The sequence below is a fragment of the Acinetobacter sp. PC34 genome, assembly GCF_051789135.1.
Lineage (GTDB): Bacteria > Pseudomonadota > Gammaproteobacteria > Pseudomonadales > Moraxellaceae > Acinetobacter > Acinetobacter johnsonii.
Genome location: NZ_CP196664.1, coordinates 169,728 through 191,778, shown reverse-complemented (window position 1 = coordinate 191,778; position 22,051 = coordinate 169,728). Strand labels below are relative to the sequence as shown.

At 43.1% G+C, this 22,051-nt stretch carries 19 protein-coding genes and 1 riboswitch; of the genes, 5 read left to right on the top strand and 14 right to left on the bottom strand.

The features are described 5' to 3' along the window. Positions 1–193 precede the first annotated feature (193 nt). Entirely contained in the window at positions 194–901 is a 708-nt protein-coding gene (locus tag ACSC9N_RS00865) for a GntR family transcriptional regulator (protein WP_159152723.1), read from the bottom strand. Positions 902–924: 23 nt separating this feature from the next. On the opposite strand from ACSC9N_RS00865, the gene lhgO reads away from it, so the two are divergent. After that, positions 925–2,133 carry an L-2-hydroxyglutarate oxidase gene (gene lhgO, locus ACSC9N_RS00860; protein ID WP_159152724.1) on the top strand — a complete coding sequence of 403 codons (1,209 nt, stop codon included), beginning with the start codon at positions 925–927 and terminating at the stop codon, positions 2,131–2,133. 31 nt (positions 2,134–2,164) lie between these two features. Further along, on the top strand, positions 2,165–3,469 hold the full coding sequence (locus tag ACSC9N_RS00855) for an MFS transporter (protein WP_159152725.1): 1,305 nt from the start codon (positions 2,165–2,167) through the stop codon (positions 3,467–3,469). Between the two features lie 81 nt (positions 3,470–3,550). On the opposite strand, the gene acs is transcribed toward ACSC9N_RS00855, so the two are convergent. Further along, positions 3,551–5,494, bottom strand: coding sequence for an acetate--CoA ligase (acs, locus tag ACSC9N_RS00850; protein ID WP_159152726.1), 1,944 nt, complete (start codon positions 5,492–5,494; stop codon positions 3,551–3,553). Between the two features lie 452 nt (positions 5,495–5,946). Here acs and ACSC9N_RS00845 point away from each other — a divergent pair, with 452 nt between their 5' ends. After that, positions 5,947–6,918, top strand: a complete 972-nt coding sequence (locus ACSC9N_RS00845; protein ID WP_087526697.1) for a mechanosensitive ion channel family protein — start codon at positions 5,947–5,949, stop codon at positions 6,916–6,918. Here the strand turns inward: ACSC9N_RS00845 and ACSC9N_RS00840 are convergent. From ACSC9N_RS00840 to prfB, 5 genes are all read right to left on the bottom strand, one after another. Then, positions 6,904–7,614: a 16S rRNA (uracil(1498)-N(3))-methyltransferase gene (locus ACSC9N_RS00840; RefSeq protein WP_159152727.1), complete on the bottom strand. Its 711-nt coding sequence runs from the start codon at positions 7,612–7,614 to the stop codon at positions 6,904–6,906. The genes ACSC9N_RS00845 and ACSC9N_RS00840 overlap by 15 nt on opposite strands. A gap of 214 nt (positions 7,615–7,828) precedes the next feature. Further along, entirely contained in the window at positions 7,829–9,109 is a 1,281-nt protein-coding gene (locus ACSC9N_RS00835; RefSeq protein WP_159152728.1) for a 3-deoxy-D-manno-octulosonic acid transferase, read from the bottom strand. A gap of 99 nt (positions 9,110–9,208) precedes the next feature. Then, positions 9,209–10,288 (bottom strand): alkene reductase, encoded by a 1,080-nt coding sequence (locus tag ACSC9N_RS00830; RefSeq protein WP_159152729.1) that lies wholly within the window; start codon positions 10,286–10,288, stop codon positions 9,209–9,211. Positions 10,289–10,303: 15 nt separating this feature from the next. Beyond that, positions 10,304–10,603 carry an ArsR/SmtB family transcription factor gene (locus ACSC9N_RS00825; RefSeq protein WP_004978252.1) on the bottom strand — a complete coding sequence of 100 codons (300 nt, stop codon included), beginning with the start codon at positions 10,601–10,603 and terminating at the stop codon, positions 10,304–10,306. A gap of 140 nt (positions 10,604–10,743) precedes the next feature. Then, a protein-coding gene (gene prfB / locus ACSC9N_RS00820) for a peptide chain release factor 2 (RefSeq protein ID WP_100222790.1) occupies positions 10,744–11,839 on the bottom strand; the annotation gives its coding sequence in 2 pieces (ribosomal slippage) (positions 10,744–11,766 and positions 11,768–11,839; 1,095 coding nt in all). 484 nt (positions 11,840–12,323) lie between these two features. Between prfB and ACSC9N_RS00815 the strand changes: the two genes are divergently transcribed. Both ACSC9N_RS00815 and ACSC9N_RS00810 read left to right on the top strand, forming a co-directional pair. Beyond that, a complete protein-coding gene (locus ACSC9N_RS00815; protein ID WP_130235401.1) occupies positions 12,324–13,106 on the top strand; it encodes a putative porin in 783 nt (260 codons plus the stop codon). Positions 13,107–13,273: 167 nt separating this feature from the next. After that, a complete protein-coding gene (locus tag ACSC9N_RS00810) occupies positions 13,274–14,110 on the top strand; it encodes a putative porin (RefSeq protein ID WP_159151704.1) in 837 nt (278 codons plus the stop codon). Between the two features lie 45 nt (positions 14,111–14,155). Here ACSC9N_RS00810 and recJ read toward each other — a convergent pair whose 3' ends face one another. From recJ to ACSC9N_RS00775, 7 genes are all read right to left on the bottom strand, one after another. Continuing rightward, entirely contained in the window at positions 14,156–15,862 is a 1,707-nt protein-coding gene (gene recJ / locus ACSC9N_RS00805) for a single-stranded-DNA-specific exonuclease RecJ (protein WP_395475008.1), read from the bottom strand. Then, the gene (gene pdxH / locus ACSC9N_RS00800; protein ID WP_395475007.1) at positions 15,863–16,519 is read right to left on the bottom strand and encodes a pyridoxamine 5'-phosphate oxidase; all 657 of its coding nucleotides are present in this window, start codon (positions 16,517–16,519) and stop codon (positions 15,863–15,865) included. 13 nt (positions 16,520–16,532) lie between these two features. Next, on the bottom strand, positions 16,533–17,864 hold the full coding sequence (gene glmM / locus ACSC9N_RS00795; protein ID WP_395475006.1) for a phosphoglucosamine mutase: 1,332 nt from the start codon (positions 17,862–17,864) through the stop codon (positions 16,533–16,535). Between the two features lie 122 nt (positions 17,865–17,986). Next, positions 17,987–19,453, bottom strand: coding sequence for an IMP dehydrogenase (gene guaB / locus ACSC9N_RS00790; protein ID WP_004691717.1), 1,467 nt, complete (start codon positions 19,451–19,453; stop codon positions 17,987–17,989). A gap of 224 nt (positions 19,454–19,677) precedes the next feature. Beyond that, positions 19,678–20,043 carry a YkgJ family cysteine cluster protein gene (locus tag ACSC9N_RS00785; RefSeq protein ID WP_004691718.1) on the bottom strand — a complete coding sequence of 122 codons (366 nt, stop codon included), beginning with the start codon at positions 20,041–20,043 and terminating at the stop codon, positions 19,678–19,680. A gap of 94 nt (positions 20,044–20,137) precedes the next feature. After that, complete coding sequence (locus ACSC9N_RS00780) at positions 20,138–20,935, bottom strand: MBL fold metallo-hydrolase (RefSeq protein WP_004691719.1); 798 nt, start codon at positions 20,933–20,935, stop codon at positions 20,138–20,140. Positions 20,936–21,117: 182 nt separating this feature from the next. After that, on the bottom strand, positions 21,118–21,693 hold the full coding sequence (locus ACSC9N_RS00775) for a TMEM165/GDT1 family protein (RefSeq protein ID WP_201952863.1): 576 nt from the start codon (positions 21,691–21,693) through the stop codon (positions 21,118–21,120). 75 nt (positions 21,694–21,768) lie between these two features. Further along, positions 21,769–21,919, bottom strand: a riboswitch (yybP-ykoY riboswitch). Positions 21,920–22,051: the final 132 nt, after the last annotated feature.

Below are 22,051 nucleotides of genomic sequence, written 5' to 3'. Positions count from 1 at the left end.
ATATTAATTATCAATCAGCTTACCAATGCACATGCGCCCTTTCGATCCTCCTCAGTTCAAATCTCTAAGGGTTGAGCCTCATATTTCACATCAATAATCGCTGCCAAAAACCACGACTAAAGTCGTATAAAATTTCCGCACAGGAATGATTGTTCAAAATTTACATGTTGCATGCAACATGCTACCATCAGTTTTAGATCCAGTTGAGATAGTCATTGGTACTGTAATCTGACCAGTTTTCACGTTTTTCCGATTCTTGGTTTATCAGTAGCGTTGCGGTATTTATTATGTGATCTTTCATCAAGTTAGCGGCTTGTTGAGCATCTCCACTCACAAATGCATGATGTAACTTTAAATGGTCATCAAAGGTCTGCATACAATTTCGCGAATGCGGAATGGTTGCAGAACCCGCGATTAACACTTGGTTACGGGTATTGCTAATAATATCAATCGCTTTCTGATTGCCCACGATTTGTAACAACGCTAAATGATAATCCCGGTCAGCTTTTAAAGTCCCTGTAATGTCATTTGAGGCCGCCTTCAGTTTGAACTCCTCAAAAATAGCATTCAAATGTTCAATATCTTGCTCTGTTCTGACCTTAGTTGCACGGTAGACCAGAGGAACCTCCAGCATCAATCGGATTTGAAAGGATTCAATCATTGTGGTGAATGTTGTCGGAATAATACGTATCCCTTTATTTTTCTCAATTTTCACAATACCAATCTTTTCAAGCATTTGTGCTGCTTCACGCACAGGTGTGCGTGAAATGCCGCCAAGCATCTGACCCAATTCTGTTGCTGAGTACAAGACATTGAACTGTAAGTGATTATTGATAATTGCATCCTGCAAAATTTCAAAAGCTTCTTCAGTTAATGTTTTTGGTTTTTGGATCAGTTTCATGAGGTTTTACAAAGGGAATCAATATGCTGAATAAACATTATGCCATCATCGGGGGGGGAATCAATGGATTGGCTGTTGCCCGCCAACTTCTGTTGGACTATCCAGATGCCCGTGTCACGGTATTTGAAAAAGAAACTGATGTTGCCATGCATCAATCTAGCCATAATTCAGGTGTAGTACATGCTGGGCTATATTATGAACCAGGGGGCTTAAAAGCCCGCTTATGCCGTCGTGGTGCGACACTGGTTCAACAATACTGTACTGAAAACCAAATTCCCTATGATGAATGTGGCAAAGTCGTGGTTGCACTCTCTAAAGATGAAGAAGGTCGTCTCGACGCAATCTACAAAAAAGCAATGGCCAACCAAGTTCCTGATGTCCGTATTCTTCAAGCTGGCGAAATTCAAGACGTGGAACCGAATTGTATTGGGACCAAAGCCCTCTATTCCCCACGTACCGCAATTGTCAGCTATGGTGCAATTGCGAAAAAAATTGCAGAAGAAATTAAACAGAAAAATGGCACATTGGTATTGGGTCGAAAAGTCATTAATTTGACGGAAAAAAATAATAAAGTCAGTGTACATTTTGACGATCATGAGGTCTATCCAACTCAGTTTGACTACGTCGTAACCTGTGCAGGTTTACAGTCTGACCGACTTGCGAGCAATTCAGGCGATATTGCCACGCCAAAAATTGTCCCATTCTTTGGTCAATACTATGTGATTGATGAACAATTCAAAAATCATGTCAAAGGTCTGATTTATCCTGTACCCGATCCTAAATATCCATTTTTAGGGGTACATTTCACCAAACGAATTGATGGTCAGATGACCATTGGACCAAATGCGTTTATTTCGTTTGGCCGTGAAAACTATACCGGTAATAAATTTAACCTCACCGATATTTACGACTTCCTCACTTACAAAGGTTTTTGGAAATTCTCCTCTAAAAACATGCCCGCAGCGGTACGAGAGCTGAGAACGGTGCTCAGCCAAACCAATTTTGTCGCAGAAGCAGCCAAATATGTGCCATCTCTTGCTGACGTCTCTGTTGAACCTGCAACACGTGGCATTCGAGCTCAAGCTATGGAAGCTGATGGCTCATTGGTCGATGACTTTGTCATTCGCAAACAAGGCAATATCACCCATATTCGTAATGCCCCGTCTCCGGGCGCGACCTCATCTTTAGCGATTGCCGAATATATTGTGCGCGAAGTCATGTCTCACCACTAATAAAAAACTGACTCTCATAAAGGAATATCAAATGAGCAATACTCATGAAACAGAATTAGAAAAAAAGAAGCGACTCAAAAAAGTAGCAACCGCAACCATTGTCGGCTCCATGTTAGAGTGGTATGACTTCTATCTGTATGCCACCATGGCCTCGATTGTCTTTGCTAAAGTGTTTTTTGACACTTCAGACCCAGGTAGTGCCAGTCTGAAAGCCTTTGCGACTTTCGCGATTGGCTTTATCGCACGCCCTCTAGGGGGGCTGTTCTTTGGCTATTTTGGCGATAAATATGGGCGCAAGAAGATGCTGTTTGTCACCTTCTTATTGATGGGACTGTGCACTACAGCTATTGGCCTTATTCCAACCTATGAATCTATCGGTATCTGGGCAGCAGTGTTGTTGGTGACCTTCCGTATTATTCAGGGCCTCGGTGCAGGGGCTGAATTTGCGGGTGCTGCAATTACCTCGTATGAACATGCCTCTGAAGATAAACGCGGTAGTCAAGGTGCATGGCCTGCTCTGGGTCTAAACTTAGGTCTCCTGCTCTCTTCACTTACAGTCTTTTTATTAACCTTAAATGGTGATGAGTTCTTAATTAATGGTGGCTGGCGTATTCCATTTATTCTCAGTTTTGTGCTGGTGATTATTGGTTTATGGGTACGTAAGAGTTTGCCTGAAACGCCTGATTATTCTGAAGCACACGTCGAAAAATCGACTGAAAACCCATTTAAACAGATCTTAAAAACCAATATGAAAGGTCTAAGCGTGGTCTTTCTGATTGCAATTGGCTATAACGCCTTGAGCTATATCTTTAAAACCTTTTCTTTGGCTTATTTAACTCAATTCCAAGGCGTTACGGCACATGTCACTTCATTATCCGTGACCATTGCAAGTTTGGTTGCCATCTTCACTGTACCATTCTTCGGTTGGTTGTGTGACAAATGGAACAGTAGAAATGTTCTGATCTTGGGTGGTTTTCTATCAATCCTGTTTGCCTATCCCTTTATGAAATTACTGGAAACAGGTGACAACACTTCAATCTACATCGCTTTAGCAATTGGAACAGGTATTCTTGCTCCAATGATGTTTGCACCACAGGGATCTTTCCTCAGTCGTCAGTTTGCCGTGGAAAACCGTTCTACTGGTGTAAGTACAGGCCGCGAAATTGGAACAGCAATTGCAGGGGGCTTAGCACCTTTAGGTGCCTTGTCATTGGTAGCCGCTTCACCAACCCATTCCACGACAGGCGTGATTCTAATTTTAGCGCTAGCAGGTTTATTTGTGGTCGTAACTGCTTTTTGCGATCAAGGCTATAAATTCTCCAAACATAAAAACTAAATACTTGAATAGCTGTTCGTCTACAAAGACAAAACCCATGTCTGAAATTTAAGACATGGGCTTTTTGGCTTCAGCCAACATTTATCCGTTTGGATATACTTCTTTAATCAACACTTCGACCACTTGCGGTTCAGCCAGCGTCGATGTATCGCCCAAACTATCTAACTCGTTCGCCGCAATTTTTCTTAAAATACGGCGCATGATTTTGCCTGAACGTGTTTTAGGTAAAGACGGTGCCCAATGTAAGGCATCTGGTGTTGCCACAGGACCCAACACCTTTCTTACCCACTGAATCAGCTCTGCACGGAGCTCTTCCGTTTGCGCTGTGCCTGCTTGTAAAGTGACAAAAGAACAAATTCCCTGCCCTTTGATCTCATGTGGCATTCCTACTACGGCAGCCTCAGCAACCGCCTCATGTGCCACCAAAGCACTTTCCACTTCAGCCGTGCCTAAACGGTGCCCTGACACATTCAGTACATCATCCACCCGTCCTGTAATCCAGTAGTAACCATCTTTATCACGGCGTGCGCCATCGCCCGTGAAATACGTTCCCGGATAAGTTGCAAAATACGCTTCGATAAACCGCTTAGGATCCCCCCAAATGGTTCGCATTTGCCCCGGCCATGAATCCTTAATCACCAGATTGCCTTCAGCTTCTCCTTCTAACTCTTTGCCTTCAGCATCAACCAAAGCTGGTTGAATCCCAAATAAAGGACGCGTTGCAGACCCTGGTTTAAGTGGTGTCGCACCCGGAAGTGGAGAAATTAAAATCCCGCCTGTTTCAGTTTGCCACCAAGTATCCACCACTGGGCAACGGCTTTCCCCCACCACTGTGTAGTACCAATTCCATGCTTCAGGGTTGATCGGCTCTCCGACGGAACCAATTAAACGCAAACTGCTACGATCACTCTCACGGACAAAGGCATCCCCTTCACGCATCATGGCGCGGATCGCTGTCGGTGCCGTGTATAAAATCGTCACATTGTGTTTGTCGACAATATGCCCTGTACGTGCCCAACTTGGATACTGTGGGATTCCTTCAAACATCACCGTTGTGGTTCCATTCGACAAGGGGCCATACAGCACATAAGAGTGCCCTGTAATCCAGCCCACATCGGCGGTACACCAAAAAACATCATCTTGTTTTAAGTCGAACACTTCACGGAAGGTACTATTCACATAAGTTAAATAACCGCCTGTGGTATGCAGCACCCCTTTGGGCTTACCCGTTGAACCTGAGGTATATAAAATAAATAGGGGATCTTCGGCATTCATCGGTTCAGGTGGACAAATCTCGTTGACGGTCATGATCTCCATGTGATACCACAAATCACGCTCTTCTTTCAGCGTGATTGGATTGCCTGTACGGTGCACCACAATCACGTTCTGTACTGAGTCTGTCCCGGGTAGATTCAATGCTGCGTCTACATTTTCTTTCAGCGGAATCGGTTTCCCACCGCGCATTCCAGAGTCTGCGGTAATCACAATTTTGGCTTGACTGTCATCAATTCGGCTCGCCAATGAATCAGGCGAGAAACCACCAAACACCACACAATGCACGGCACCGATTCGGGCACAGGCCAACATCGAAATGGCTGCTTCTGAAATCATTGGCATATACAGCACCACACGATCACCCTTCACCACCCCATGCTTTTTCAGGACATTGGCAAAACGACACACTTCATCATACAGTTCAGCAAAGGAAATTATTTTATGGCGCGAGGGATGGTCGCCTTCCCAAATAATGGCAGGTTTATACGGATGCTCTTTTAAATGTCGATCAAGACAGTTGGCGCTTAAGTTCAGTTGACCATCTGCAAACCATTCAATTTTAAAATTGTCTTTATCATAATTGGTGTTTTTAACTTGGCTAAAAGGCTTGATCCAATCTAGCTTCAACGCTTGTTCAGCCCAATACTCGTCAGGTTGTTCTATCGATTTTTGATAGCGTTCAAAATATTCTTGTTCATTGGTGCGCGCAGTTTTTTCAAATTCAGCAGGTACAGGATAGACTTCTTTCATATCATACTTCCTTATATTCTGACTCACATCGCGAGAGTTCATGCCACAGTTATTGGTTTATTATTGGACTGCATAACCACAGTATGACGATTGTTTTTTAAACAGATCAACACGGCTTTGGTCGTATATTATTTCTACAATTTAAAACACATTTCATAGTGATCTTTCAATGAGATCCTGTGTTTAATCCGTAACATGAACAACGTCGAACTACGTAAAGTCGTTCCAGCTAGGCTTTTTAAGAATATTGTTACACTTCAGGCTGTGCTATTTCATACATAGGAGCATGGCTCAGCACCTTGATTCAAAAAATCAAGCATTTAAAAAACAGACAGATAGATTTTTATCCGTTTATCAATCACCCAGAATGCGATAATTTCATACGCTTTTCTCTATTAAATACACACAATTTTCAGGCAAAATATGCCAAATTTTCAGCGATTGGAGCACCAGTGTCAGAACAAACCAATACCTTGAGCGAGGTTGCTCAAGGTACGTCAGAGATGCTACATGACGCGACAGCGAAAACCACGCAAAGTGTAATTGCACATACGGCAAAATATAATGACGCCTATTCCACCATCGACAAATTTGTCGATAGTTTTTGGGAGCGTATGCCTTATTTTTGTATTGCGCTGATTACCTTCGTCATTTTTTATTTGCTCTCCAAGCTGTTTAAACTTTTTGTTCGTAAAGCACTGTCTGATCGTTCTTATACCAAGCAAAACCTTGTCCTTGTCCTGAACCGTGTCGGCAGTTCGGCCATCGTCTTTATTGGCTTCCTGATTGCCATGGTGATTGCGATTCCGGGTTTCACCCCTGGTCAGCTGATGAGTGCTTTGGGGATTGGCTCGGTTGCGATTGGTTTTGCATTTAAAGACATCTTCCAAAACCTACTTTCAGGAATCCTGATTTTACTGGGTGAACCGTTTAAGATTGGCGACGACATCATTGTCTCGGGTATGGAAGGTAACGTTGAAGATATTCAAATTCGTGCCACTTACCTACGTGCGCCAGATGGTCGTCGTATCGTGATTCCAAATGCAACTGTGTATACCAGTGCAGTCACCGTTAACACCGCCTATCCACGTCGTCGCTGTGAATTCTTGGTCGGTATTGGTTATGAAGATGACATCAAAAAAGCCAAAGATATTATTTTAGGTATTTTAGACCGAGATACGACCATTTTAAGTCAACCAGGTTTTAGCGTGAACGTCGCTGCACTTGCAGATTTTTCAGTGAACCTCAAAGTCCAATGGTGGGTCAACACCACAGAAACCACGGTATCTGGCTCAATCAGTTCAGTACAAGAATATGTGGTTCAGGCCTTTGCTGAGCAAGGGATTTCTATTCCTTACCCAGTTCAAGAAGTTCGCGTCGCAAAAAATGACAGCTACCCGACAGAAGCCTCAACCGCTAAATAAGCGTCCTAAAACATAAGGGATCACGGTTTCAGTCCGAATAATACGGTTGCCTAAGCTCATCGCTTGGCAGCCGTTTTTTACAAGTAGGTCAACTTCGTAAGGGATAAATCCACCTTCCGGTCCGATCACAACCGTACACGGATGCTGAATCGCAAAAGGCATTTTGGCATCGCTATAAGGATGTGCCACATAAGCAGGACAATCGGCTGAAATTAAGCTTGGCAATTGATCTTCAACAAAAGGCTTAAAGCGTTTATAAATTTCAATTTTGGGCGCAACCGTATCACCTGCCTGCTCTAGCCCCAAAGTCACATATTGATCCAACTGTTGTAAGAACGGGGTTTGCCAATAACTTTTATCAACCCGATAGCTGTGCAGCAAAATGATTTTTTCAACCCCTAAAGTCACCGCATCCATAATCAAACGACGCAGAACTTTAGGGCGTGGCATCGCGACAATTAAAGTCACTGGCAGTTTGGCTGGTACAGGTTCTTCATATAAGGGTTTTATACGTACAGCTGTTTCAGAAACATCAACCACTTGCGTAAGATGACGCTTTCCGTTTTGTATCCCTACTTTTAACGTATCACCGGCTTTCAACTCTAAATGATGATGCAAATGTTCAAGCTGACGCTTAGCGCTAATGGACCAGAGTTCAGATTCAGTTTGGCGCGGGTCTAACAGAACGATATTCATAATAAATAGAAAAAATCCAAACAGTGAAGGCCTCATCAGCACATGTCATCGTGAAAGGCGACAAGGATGCCGCCCGCTGTGCTGAGGTACAGGATGTACCTTTAGCACAGCAAAAGATTTTCGTTACTTTTCATCTTTGAAAAGTAAGAACCACCTACGCAAAGCCATCCATAAAATCTACAGTATTTGTAGTAATGACAAACTCACTCAAGTTTTATAAATAAGCATCAATCACTTGAATATGCTTTTTCAAAGAGCCCGTATTTAACTGCATAATCTTTTGTGCAGATTGATTCAGTGTATTGGCCTGCTCAGTATCCTCTAACAGTGTCATCAACACCACGGCAGCTTGTTCAGCATCCTCAACAACTTTCACTGCATCGGCTTGTACAAATTCATCGACAATGGTTTGGAAATTAAAATAGTTTTTGCCCAAAACCGTCGGCACATGTAACGCAATTGGCTCTAAAATATTATGTCCGCCACCCGGTTCATTTAGTGATCCCCCGACAAAACAAGCATCAGATAAGGCATACCATAACCACATCTCCCCCATCGAATCGGCTAAATAGACTTGGGTGTCCGCCTGTATGCTTTGTCCCGTACTCCTGCGAGTGGTATTTAAATTTAGACTCTGTACAGCAGCAAAGACCTCATCAAAACGTTCTGGATGACGCGGTACAACAATACACAACAGTTCAGACTGTGCATCCAAATACGGCTTAAGCGCGCTTAACAGTTTTTGTTCTTCGGGTGCATGAGTACTGGCAATAGTGATGATCTTACGCCCAGCGAGTGACCATTCTTGCTTGAGCTGAGCTGCATGTTTGACAACCGATTCTGGCGCATGAATATCAAACTTAATACTGCCCACGACCTGTGTTACCGATGGCGCTGCACCAAGCTGAATAAAGCGCTCTGCAGTTGCCCGATCTTGTGCCAAAAGCTGATCTAGCCCCTGTAACATCGGCTGCGTCAGGCTAGATACTTTGGCATAGCCTTTGGCTGATTTTTCAGAGAGGCGCGCATTAATCAAGATACATGGCACCTGACTCTGCCCTGCTTGGGCAATTAAATTTGGCCAGAGTTCCGTTTCAACCAAAGCCAAGAGTTTGGGCTGATACAATGCAAAAAACTGACGAACTAAAGGCTTTTGATCTGCAGGTAAATATACAGCTTGGAACAGGTCTAAATAAGGTACTTTTAAAAATAGGGATTTGGCACGCGCCTGCCCAGTTTTAGTGGTATTGGTCACCAAGACTGGATGACCGGCTTTTAAATAATGCTCGATTAGAGGCTGCGCTGCGTTGGTTTCACCCACCGACACGACATGGAACCAAATCGCTTGGCGATTTTTAACCGGTTGAAACGGCCCGAAACGTTCGAGACATTCTTGTTGAAATTGTTCTGTAGTCTCTGCACGTTTTTTTATTTTAGACTTATACAGCGGTTTGATCAGCGCAAGTGCTGCGTTATACCAAAAAGGAGTAGCCAAATACGTGCTCCAAAAATCAATGCAAAAATAAAACAGCGCAACTCATATTATCCCATGAATTACGCTGTTATCTTGTCGCGAATTTAACGGAAAAGCAATTTAAACCGCAGCAGTTTCCATTTCAGCTAAAGTTGGATAGTCCACATAGCCTGCCGCGACATCTGTTCCAATCATGTTTTCCAGTTTCAGTTCATTCAGTGGTGCATCTTGCAGTAGACGCTCATACAGATCTGGATTCGCAATATAGGCTTTACCAAATGCAACGGCATCTGCCTTTTCAGCTGCCAACAGCTCAATCGCATCTTCACGACTCAGTTGCATATTGGCAATATAAGGCACTCCACCAGAACGCTCTTTCATATATTCAGAAATACTATCTTCAGCCAGATATTCACGGGTAAAGAAGAAGGCAATCTTGCGTTTGCCCAGCTGCTCCATGGCATAGCCAAATGTTTCACGTGGATTATCATCGCCCATGTCATGGTCATCACAACGCGGCGCAAAATGCACCCCTACACGATCTGCGCCCCATACTTCAATCAGTGCATCAGTTGCTTCTAGCAGGAACCGTGTACGATTTTCCACTGAACCGCCGTATTCATCTTCACGCTGATTGGTTTTGCTTTGCAAGAACTGGTCAATCAGATAACCATTGGCAGCATGTAATTCCACACCATCAAAACCGGCTTCTTTAGCACGAATCGCGGCTTGCTTATATTGCTCGGTAATCACGTGAATTTCAGAAACCTCCAAAGGACGTGGCAATACATAAGGACGTTTTGGACGTAGTAAGCTGACATGACCCGCCTGTTGTACTGCACTTGCAGAGACTGGTGTTTCACCATTTAACAGATCCGGATGCGATACACGACCAACATGCCAAAGCTGGGCAATAATCAGACCGCCCTTCTCATGAACCGCTTGAGTGACCTTTTTCCAGCCTTCGACCTGAGCATCGGTAAACAATCCTGGAGTATTCAAATAGCCATTGGCTTCTTCAGAAATCACTGTGGCTTCAGAAATAATCAGGCCAGCACTTGCACGTTGCGCATAGTACTCAACCATCATTGGGGTTGGAACGCGATCAGCAGTTGCGCGGTTACGGGTCAGCGGCGCCATGATGACACGGTTTTTAAGCTCTAACGCACCGAGCGTTAAAGGAGAATTTAATTCAGCCATCGTTACTCCCACCTGTTAAAGGTGTTGTTGTAGGTGTTCGATAAATTGCTGAATCAACGCTTCATTGCGAGAAAAATAAGACCATTGTCCATATTTTTCCACTTGAATTAAACCGGCCTGCTGTAAAACGGACAAATGGTTCGACATCGTCGATTGCGATACATTTCCCAACCGTTCGATATGACCTGCACATACGCCGCGTCTAAAGTCACCACATTCGTCACTCGATAAAAATTGTTCCGGTTTTTTTAACCATTCCAAAATTTGGCGACGCGTTGGATTAGCCAAGGCTTTAAAAATTAAATCTATATCCATACTCAAGACACGTTTAATGGGCAACAAAGCGTTGTCAGCTTGTTTTACTTAATATATCGCATTTTTTCGATTTTAATATCGATTTTTTTAGATATATTGTAAAATAGCTGATAACCCTTTGCTTTCATTCATCATTTAAATTACAAACCTTGTTTTAAGCTTGCTTCAATAAACTTATCAAGGTCACCATCTAGTACTGCACCTGTGTTGGAGTTTTCAACACCCGTACGTAAGTCTTTAATACGCGAGTCATCCAATACATAAGAACGAATCTGACTGCCCCAACCAATATCCGACTTCGAGTCTTCAAGTGCTTGCGCTGCTTCGTTACGTTTGCTCATTTCCAACTCATACAACTTCGCACGTAACTGTTTCCACGCATGGTCACGGTTGGCATGTTGTGAACGTTGGTTCTGACACGCCACTACAATGCCTGTTGGCGCGTGGGTTAAACGTACCGCAGAGTCTGTTTTGTTAATGTGCTGACCACCTGCACCCGAAGCACGGTAGGTATCGGTACGCACGTCAGATGGGTTGATATCAATTTCAATGTTGTCATCGACTTCTGGCGAGACAAACACAGCAGAGAATGAGGTATGACGGCGGTTACCCGAGTCAAATGGCGATTTACGCACTAAGCGATGCACACCCGATTCGGTACGCAACCAGCCATAGGCATACTCACCTTCCACACGAATCGTTGCTGACTTAATCCCAGCCACATCGCCGTCTGACTCTTCCATCAATTCAGCTTTAAAACCATGACGTTCAATCCAGCGCATATACATACGCAGTAGCATTGAAGCCCAGTCTTGTGCTTCTGTCCCACCTGAACCGGCTTGAATTTCCACATAACATGGATTTGGGTCCATTGGGTTACTGAACATACGGCGGAATTCAAGCTTCGCTAACTCTTCTTCTGCAGAAGTCAATTCAGCTTGGACATCAGCCAACAGACTTTCATCATCTGCTTCTACTGCCAAATCAAGCATCGCTTGCGCATCTTCAAGCTGCGTTGCCAAACCATCTAACACATTTAAGACGTTTTCAAGTTCGCCTTTTTCTTTGGCCATGGCTTGTGCACGGCTTTGATCATTCCAAATCGCTGGATCTTCTAATTCACGGAGAACCTCTTCTAAACGCTCTTTTTTCAGATCGTAGTCAAAGATACCCCCGTAATGTGAGACCACGGTCGTTTAAGTCTTTTAATTGGTTTAGATACGGATTAATTTCCACGTGAATTACTCTCAATCAATATAAAGCGAAAAATAGCCGCTGATTATATCACAGTCGACGGCTGGGATTATTCATCTCAAATTCGACAAAATCACACCCTTCTTTCTAGAGCTTAAAATTTTTTAGCCTCCCAAAAAGTATTCACTTGATCCAAAATCAAGCTGCATACAAATGCGAACCATCCAAAAAAAAAATACGTCTGAGAAGCTTTCTCAACAGACGAACGGACTAAACATTTTGAGTTAAAATTGGTTAAAATAGCGTCAAAAATTATGAAATCCACATAATCTACACAATTTTAATAAAACAAAACATTATAAATTTATAATTTATTATCAATCATTTAAATTTAAAAAATTACACGATGTAACCTTAGATACAGAGCATTAACTTTCCTTTGGTTGACGCTTTTTTATTTTGCCCTAGACTGAAGTTGTAACAAAAAATTAATGAAATACAGTTCCACTTACGAGGGGTACATACCATGAAAAAATTAGCAATTGCTTCAGCATTACTTTCAGCTCTAGCGATCACAGGTACTGCACATGCATACCAAGCAGAAGTGGGTGCTTCAGCTGGCCTAATTGATCCAGACAACGGTAGTTCAAGCGGCTCTTTTGGCGTAGATGGCACATACTATTTCAACCCAGTTCAAACACGTAATGCGCCACTTGCAGAAGCAGCATTCTTAGACCGTGCAAGTAACGTTAACGCAAAATACCAATACGACGAAGTAGGTGATAATGAACGTCATCGTTATGGCGTCGGTGCTGAAGTCTTTGTCCCTAACTCAGATTTCTATGTGAGTGGTAATGTTGGTCGCGATGATAGGAAATTTGACCGCGGTGGCGATTTTGATGAGACCGTTTATGGCGCTGAAGTGGGTTATTTACCAGCACCAGGTTTATTAATTGCTGCGGGTCTAAAAGGCTATGACAACGATTATGACGATGGCGTAGATCCTACTCTTCGCGCTAAATATGTCACTTCTCTAAGCAATGGTAAAGATATTAACTTAGAAGCAGGCGCAGGTTTTGGTGATTTAGACGAATATAATCTTGCAGCAGATTACTTCATCGATAAAACCTTAAGCCTAGGTGTAGATTACTACAGCAAAGACCGTGACTATGGTGATACTAACGAATTTGGTATCAATGCACGTAAATTCTTTACCCCGCAAGTCAGCCTTGAAGGCCGTGTTGGTTTTGGTGAAGATGGCAACAACGACTACAACAAATTCGGTTTAGCTGCTAAATATCGTTTCTAAAACCAATTAAAAACCTTACATACAAAAAGCCCATTTTCGAATGGGCTTTTTGCCCTCTCATAAAGCATTGTTATAAATAAAGATTGACTCCCTGCTACTTTTTTGTACACTTCGTTACAACTGTCATAGAACAGTCATATTTTTATAACAAAGAGAGAACCTCTAAAATGCTTAAACAACTTGCACTTACTACCGCACTTATTGCGAGCTTCGGGACTGCACATGCTTACCAAGCGGAAATCAATGCAAACTACGAAAATACAAGCTTTGATGGTGACAGTGAAGATCTTGATACTTTTGGCATCAGTGGCAAGTACTACTTAAATGGAGTGAACACTAAAAATTCGCCACTTGCAGAGGCTGCTTTTTTAAGCAAAGCAAGCAACATTGGTCTTGGTTATGCGAACTCAAGTATTGATGAAGACGGCGCCGATTTAGAAATTGACACAGTCGGTTTAAATGGTGAATTTTTTATCCCAAACTCTCAATTTTATGTTTCTGGTAGCCTCAACCGCTCTGAAGTAACGGTTGAAAGTGAATTTGGTAAAGCATCAGATGATAATGTGGGTTATGCATTAGAAGCAGGTTACCTGCCTGTCGATGGGCTACTCATTGCGGCTGGTGTAGCCAAAGAAAATCTTGATCCAATGTATGTTTCAAAAAATGGCTTCATTGATACATTCTCAAATATCTCCGCAGTAGCAGACGATACAGCTGTGACCTTACGCGCTAAATATGTGACTCAAATTGGTAACTATTTTACTAATTTTGAAGGTGCAACATACTTTGGCGATGAAACTGCTTACCGCTTAGGTGCCGATTTATATATCGATCCAACCTTAAGTGTTGGTGTTTCGTTTATGGATACAACATTCGATGACTTTGACACTGTTTGGGCTGTTCGCGCGCAAAAATTCTTTACGCCTGCTATTGCTGTTGGCTTGAACTACACAACAACGGAAGATGCTGATTCATACGGTATCAATGGTACATTCCGCTTCTAATTGAAACAAAAATGTATTAAAAAAACCGCTCTATAGAGCGGTTTTTTAGTGTTGTTCTAAATGCAAAATGCGAAGTTGTACGCTGACATTGCCACGAAATTCATTTTTATCCAGCTCATAGACCAAACGAATTTGATGGTTCATTTCATTGAACTGGTATTTGCCCAACGCATTAAAAGCAATCGCATCTACCACCTGTCCATTGTCTAAAGCAACACGTAATTTTAAATGCACTTCTTTCAGCCAGCGAAAATCTAAAATTTGAAAATTTCCTTCAAAAATAGGCGCTGGAAACTTTTGCCCCCATGGACTAATCTGCTGCAGCAGATCGACCGTTTCAACCTGAATATTCTGTGCAGCTAACTCGCCATCGGTCCATAAAGTCGCCGTAAATAAACGTTCATCCTGAGCTGTCATCAGTGCTTCAAAGGCCTGCTTGAACTCTTCAAAATGGACTTTTTGAATGGTTAAACCCGCTGCCGCAGCATGCCCACCAAAGTGGCTGACCAAATGTGGATATTGCTCAGCAACACACTCAATGGCATCGCGGATATGGATTCCTTCAATCGAACGGGCAGAACCTTTGATGTGTATCCCATCTTCATCTGCAGCAAACACAATACTCGGACGATGAAACTGTTCTTTTAAGCGCCCCGCAACAATGCCAATCACCCCTTGATGCCAATGCGGCTCGAACATAATTAAAGCCGCGGGTAAGACCGTATCATCTAGTTGAATTTGATCCAAGGCTATTAAAGCCTCTTGTTTCATCGTGGTTTCAACCTGACGACGTTCCACATTCAACTGATTCAGTTGTTCTGCCAATGGATAGGCAGAGGCAAAGTCCTGTGCCAATAGACATTCAATCCCGATATCCATGGTTTCCATGCGACCTGCCGCATTAATACGTGGTCCCAGTACAAACCCCAAATCTTGCGCTTTTAAAGTTGCAGCCTCTCGACCTGCAATCTCCAGTAGAGCACTGATACCAGGGCGGCATAAATGCTGTTGAATGCGCTTCAGGCCAACATCGACCAAGATGCGATTGTTATAGTCAAGACTGGCAACATCGGCATAAGTGCCTAAGGCCACCAAATCCAAATACTGACTCATGAGTGCCGAGGACTTATGCAGTTTTTTACGATAGGTCGATAAATTGGCCAAGACATAAAAGGCCACACCCACCCCAGCTAAGGCTTTACTTGGAAAATCACACCCCAACTGGTTCGGATTCACTACCGCTTGGGCACTGGGAGTCGGTTTGGTGGTCAAATGGTGATCGGTAATAATCACCTGCATACCATGATCTTGCGCTTGTTTCACGCCGTCATGACTGGAAATACCATTATCCACAGTAATCAATAAATCAGGTGTAAAGCTGGTAAATGCTAAATCCGCAATCGCAGGCGTTAAGCCATAACCATATTTAAAGCGGTCTGGAACCAGATACTCTACCTGCGCCCCCATTTCTCGCAAAGCCAAGATCATTAAAGCAGTGCTGGTTGCACCATCTGCATCATAATCACCCACAATGACAATTTTGTGTTGCTGATCAATTGCAGCATCTATCAACTGAATCGCTTCATTTAAGCCTTTCAGACTAGGGGCCAGTAAATGCTTGAGCTTTAACTCCAGCTCCTGCGTTGACGCCACCCCACGGCGGGCTAAAATTTCTGCAATAAACGCAGGAATGTCCTGAAATAATTCAGGACAGGTCATGAAGGGTCTTTGCTTAATTTGAATAGATGACATTTACGGCATCAAACGCTTCAGCATCCAAACATCTTGCTGTTTTTCATAACTTAAACGGTCATGTAAACGGTTTGGACGCCCTTGCCAAAACTCATAATAGTCAGGCTCGAGACGGTAGCCACCCCAAAAGACAGGTTTATTCAGTTCTGATTTACCTTCAACTTGGCTTTGCAATTGCTCAAAACGTTGTTGCAATACCTCACGGCTTTCAATCACACCACTTTGTGGTGTACTGATATGTGCTGCAATTTGACTATCTCGTGGACGCTTATGATAGTAGTCCGTCGATTCAGCTTCAGAAATTTTGACTACTTTACCACCAATGCGAATCTGACGTTCCTGCTCTTGCCAATAAAACAGTAACTCTGCATATGGGTTTTCTGCCAAATCATTGCCTTTTTGGCTGTCATAATTGGTATAAAAATCATACCCTTCTTCGGTTGCACCACGTAGCAATACCGTTCGCACATGTGGGCGACCCTGCGCACTTGCTGTCGCCAATGACATGGCATAGGGTTCGTGCAGTTGTGCTTCTAAGGCATGATTAAACCAAAGCAAGAACTGAGCATGTGGATGGGTTTCTACTCGATCTTCATGCAGCTCGCCTTTTTGATAACTTAAACGAAGCTCACTGAGATCTTTAATTAAATCACTCATTTTTCACTCCTTATTAAGCTGCATTCACACGTACAGCATCAGCCAATGTATGGGCTAAAGTGCTGACTTCATCGAGATCATCTCCTTCCACCATGACACGAATCACAGGTTCAGTACCTGATTTACGAATCAACAAACGACCACGACCTTTGAGTTGTTGCTCGGCTTTATCAAATTCAGCCACCAAAGCAGGCACCGCATAAGGGTCAAACATCGCCTCTAAACGTACATTCACCAGCACATTTGGTAGAAGCTTAAAGTCAGCAACCAATTCATGCAGCGCTTTCTTCTGCTCGACCATCACGGTAAGGACTTGTAGAGCCGCAATAATGGCATCACCCGTGGTACTTTTATCCAAGGTTAAGATGTGTCCTGATGGCTCACCGCCAATGACCCAGCCTTTTTCTTCTAGACCTTGTAGGACATAACGATCCCCCACTTTAGCACGTAATAGCGCTACACCCGCTTTATCCAATGCCAACTCTAAAGCCATGTTTGACATCAAGGTGCCCACTATTCCAGCAGGCTTTTTAGCACTTTGTGTCGCCAAGATATATAAAATATGGTCGCCATCAATCAGCTTGCCATCTTTATCCACTAAAATAACGCGGTCTGCATCCCCATCAAAGGCGATGCCCAAATCAGCTTCATGCTTCACGACAAGTTGCTGCAAATGCTCAGGATGGGTCGATCCACATTGCTCATTGATATTTACACCGTTAGGCTCATTATGAATGGCAATGACTTTGGCACCGAGCTCACGAAAGACCGATGGACCCACGTTATATGCTGCACCATTAGCACAATCCACCACAATCGTTAAATCGTTCAAGTCTAAATGATATGGAAATGTAGATTTACAAAATTCAATATAGCGGCCATTGGCATCTTTTACACGCACACTTTTACCTAAGTTTGCTGTGTCTTCAATCACTAATTCTTTTTCAAGTTCTTGATTAATTTCTTCTTGAATAGCATCTGGTAGTTTCTTACCTTCACTGGAAAAGAACTTGATCCCATTATCAAAATAAGGATTATGTGATGCTGAAATCACAATGCCCAAACTTGCATGTAAAGCACGAGTCAAATGTGCAATCGCTGGGGTTGGCAATGGGCCTAGTAAATGTACATACACCCCTGCTGCGTTTAAACCCGCTTGTAATGCTGACTCTAAAATATAACCCGATAAACGTGTGTCTTTACCAAGTACCACCAATGGTTTTGATTTTTTACTGTGGCGTTTTAAAACTTTCCCTGCGGCAAAGCCTAATTTAAGGGCAAATTCAGGGGTAATAGGGAGGACGCCAAACTTACCGCGAATACCATCGGTACCAAAATAACTCATGTTCTACTCACTTCTTAATGGTGATCTAAATCATCACTTTTTTACTCACGACACTTTACACCAAAACGAAAAAGCCGTCATAAAAATGACGGCTTTTACATTCAACAATTCGTATAACTTTATTAGCCAACGCGATAGTTCGGTGCTTCTTTGGTAATCGTCACATCATGAACATGCGACTCAGACATACCTGCCGAAGTGATTTTCACAAACTTCGCATTTTGACGAAGATCTTCAATCACAGATGAACCCGTATAGCCCATAGAAGAACGTAAACCGCCCATCATTTGATGCACAATATTGCCCATTGGACCTTTGTATGGCACACGACCTTCGATACCTTCAGGAACAAGTTTTTCAGCGCCTGCTTTAGAGTCTTGGAAATAACGATCCGCAGAACCTGTTGCTCCTGCCATCGCGCCCAATGAACCCATACCACGATACGCTTTATAGTAACGACCTTGGAAGAATTCCACTTCACCTGGCGCTTCTTCAGTCCCGGCAAGGAGTGAACCGACCATAATCGTACTCGCACCCGCGCCAATCGCTTTCGCCATGTCTCCAGAGAAACGAATACCACCATCTGCGATCAATGGAATTTGATCTTTCAATGCATTAGCCACACTGTCAATCGCAGAAATCTGCGGCATACCAATACCTGCCACAATACGAGTGGTACAAATTGAACCTGGGCCGATACCGACTTTAACCGCATCTGCGCCTGCATCAAGGAGTGCCAATGCAGCATCACCAGTTGCAATGTTACCGCCAATCACTTGGACTTGTGGGTAATTCGCTTTCACCCAACGTACACGCTCGATCACACCCGCAGAGTGACCATGTGCCGTATCCACGACAATCGCATCAACACCCGCTTCAACCAAAGCCTCTACACGGCTTGGTGTTTCTACACCTGTGCCGACTGCAGCACCCACGCGTAAGCGACCAAGGTCATCTTTACAGCTGCTTGGATAACTTTCCGCTTTACGGAAGTCGGTAACTGTAATTAAGCCTTTAAGTTCGTTGTGTTCTCCAACGACCAAAACTTTTTCAATCCGATGCTTTTGCAGTAATGCTTGAATATTTTCTTTCGACTCACCTTCACGAACAGTCACAAGGCGGTCTTGGCCGGTCATGATATTGCTTACAGGTTGCTCAAGGTTCGTTTCAAAGCGTGTATCGCGACCTGTCACAATACCGACCACTTTGCCATCTTTCACAACAGGCACACCGCTGATGTTGTTGGCTTGAGTAATCGAGATCAATTCGCGTACTGTGGTTTCAGGTGTCACAGTAATTGGATCTTTCACCATTCCTGCTTCAAATTTTTTCACACGACGGACTTCTGCAGCTTGTGCCGCAATATCCATGTTCTTGTGCAAAATACCAATACCACCGTTTTGCGCCATTGCAATCGCCATACGTGATTCAGTCACCGTATCCATTGCTGCTGAAACAAGGGGGATATTTAAATTAATGCCGCGCGTGAATCGTGTCTTTAATGAGACATCTTTTGGGAGAACAGTAGAATAGGCAGGGAGTAATAGGACATCATCAAAAGTTAACGCGTCTTGAACGATGGTCAACATGGCAGTCTCACTGGTAATTTCCGTGCGCTATTATAAACAAATATGAACTTAAATTTCATTTCAATTGAAAATTTATTTTTTTATCTTAGAAAATAAAGTGATAAAACCTATATTTTATTTGACACCTTCATTTTCACCTTTATTTTTTTATTTCTTGTTTTGAGATGGGTTCAATTGACGTTCTAAAACTCAAAAAAGCAGAGCCTTGACTCTGCTTTTACTGATTAACACACTTGATCAAAACCTTCATCGTTGACGGCAATGCTCGCTTCCAATTGCACAAATGGAATCATATTGTGTGCACGTCGTGCTTTGTTGCATTGATCATCAGCAATTTGAACTTCTTTACATGAAGAGCTACGCTGTTCATACATCCCACAACTGACGTGCTCACCAATGGTGCCTTGCAGTGCGATACAGCGTGGGCTGGCTTGATTGGTTCCAATCATACATGAATACACAGCCGTCACTGGCTCTGTGTAATGTTCAGGCATGGAGATGCCTTCAGCCCAGTAAAATGAGACTCTAAAAAAGGCACAACATGCCCCGCAGCTTAAACAGGCATCTTCCGTTGGAACTTGAGACAACATCCTTTATATTCTCATTTTCAAAAACTTTTTTTGGAAGAAAATATTAAAAAAATTGTGGTTGCCAAACAAGCAAAATTTACGACTATTTTGTCACTTAAGTTGGACAGGTAAAAACACTCTCATCCATCAAGTCTGTACCGCACTCCAAAGTCTCAATCCAGTCTAAAAATTGATGAATCTGCTCTTGCCCAATAAACGGTGTTCCATGCTGCGGTACAATCATTTCGACATCCATGGTGCGGACCATATTGACCCATAAACGAATCACTTTGTTATTGCACATATAGCGCTGATGAAACCCTTTCATTTTAGGAATATGCGCAGCAAAGTTTTCCAAAGGTTTTGAGGCATCATCCACCATCGATGCCCCCATATCGCCTGAAAATAGAATCTTGGCAATCGGGTCATAAAACTGAAAATTACCCACTGAATGTAAAAAATGCGCCGGCACAGCAATAATCGAAGACTGCCCCAAGGTAATCACCTGACCGTGGTCCGGTAGCTCCACTAAACGATCCAGCCAGTTACCTTTCATCCGCTCACTCATAAAGGCAGAGTTCAAGTGGGGTAAAAAGCGTGCCCAAAGTTTAGACGCCACCACTTTCGCTTCGGTATAGACCAACCAACGCGGCATTGAAGTAATAATGTCGGGGTCTTGGTGTGAGGCCATCACAAAATCAAGATTGGTCAAACGCGTATACTTATTCAACTCCATGGTCAACGGCACATAAGTTAAATCACCACCCGGATCTAAGACTGCTGCACGCTCATGATCAATAATTAAAAACTGATTTGCCTGTACACCCTCGCCTTTGACCAAGCTGGTAAAGCTAATACACTTATGTGTGCCATCATCATATAAAACCTGTGACGTTGTGCGGTCAAATGCCATGCCCATCCCCTCAAAATGCTGTTTTTCTTAAAAGACTTTTTAATACCTACAACATATATGGATTTACACAAACTTACAATGCATTTGCGACCAATATCATTTGATATATCAATAAATTGAAGATAATTTTGCAATAAAAAATCCCGATTTTTTAAGTCGGGATTCTTATTTTCTACGGTGAATTAGAAGAAATAATGCTGTACAAGTGTCGCAACACCAATGACCAAGAAAATGGCCGCACCAATTTTATGAATTAAGGCAATTGGCAACTTGGTCGCCAACTTATCGCCAATAAAGACCGCTGGCGCATTGGCCAACATCATCCCTAAAGTCGTACCCAACATCACCCAAACTATACTGTCAAAACGTGCCGCTAAAGCCACTGTCGCAATTTGGGTTTTATCACCAATTTCGGCCAAAAAGAACAACACAAACGTTGCGCCAAATACCCCTAGTTTCTGCCATTTCTTAATGCTGCCTGACTCATCATCCAACTGATCAGGAATCAACATCCAACCTGCCATAGCAATAAAACCAATCGAGAGGATCCAGATCAGCACATCAGGACTTAAAACTGTGGTGATCCATTGGCCTAAAACAGCAGAGACGCCATGGTTAATAATGGTCGCCAGCAAAATAGCCAATAGAATTGGGACGGGTTTACGGAAACGTGCAGCAAGTAACAATGCGAGCAGTTGGGTCTTATCGCCCATTTCAGCTAAAGCCACGATGGCTGTGGAGAGGAGGAATTCATACATGATGTCTTTCTCTGGCTAGCATAACAAATACCAATGACTCACCGCTCCTGCTAGCCAAAAATCTGCAGAGTGGTAAATCAAAGGTCTTGCCAACAAAAGAAAGCTCTTTAGGAAGCTCATTTGGTTCTTTGCTATGATGACCATGCTCGTTTTAGAGCAAATATGTTGATCATCACCTGTTCTCACGAACAGCGGCTACTCCCCAATGAAGTAACACCATGTTAGGCGAAAATACGTTTTTTGGCAATCTCTAAATACAAAAGACCCTGCCGAAGCAGAGTCTTTATTGAGGTATTTTTGCAGTGCTTCCAGCCGCTATTTTTCTCTTTTGAGAAGAGAAACCAACAGGACAAAAAAC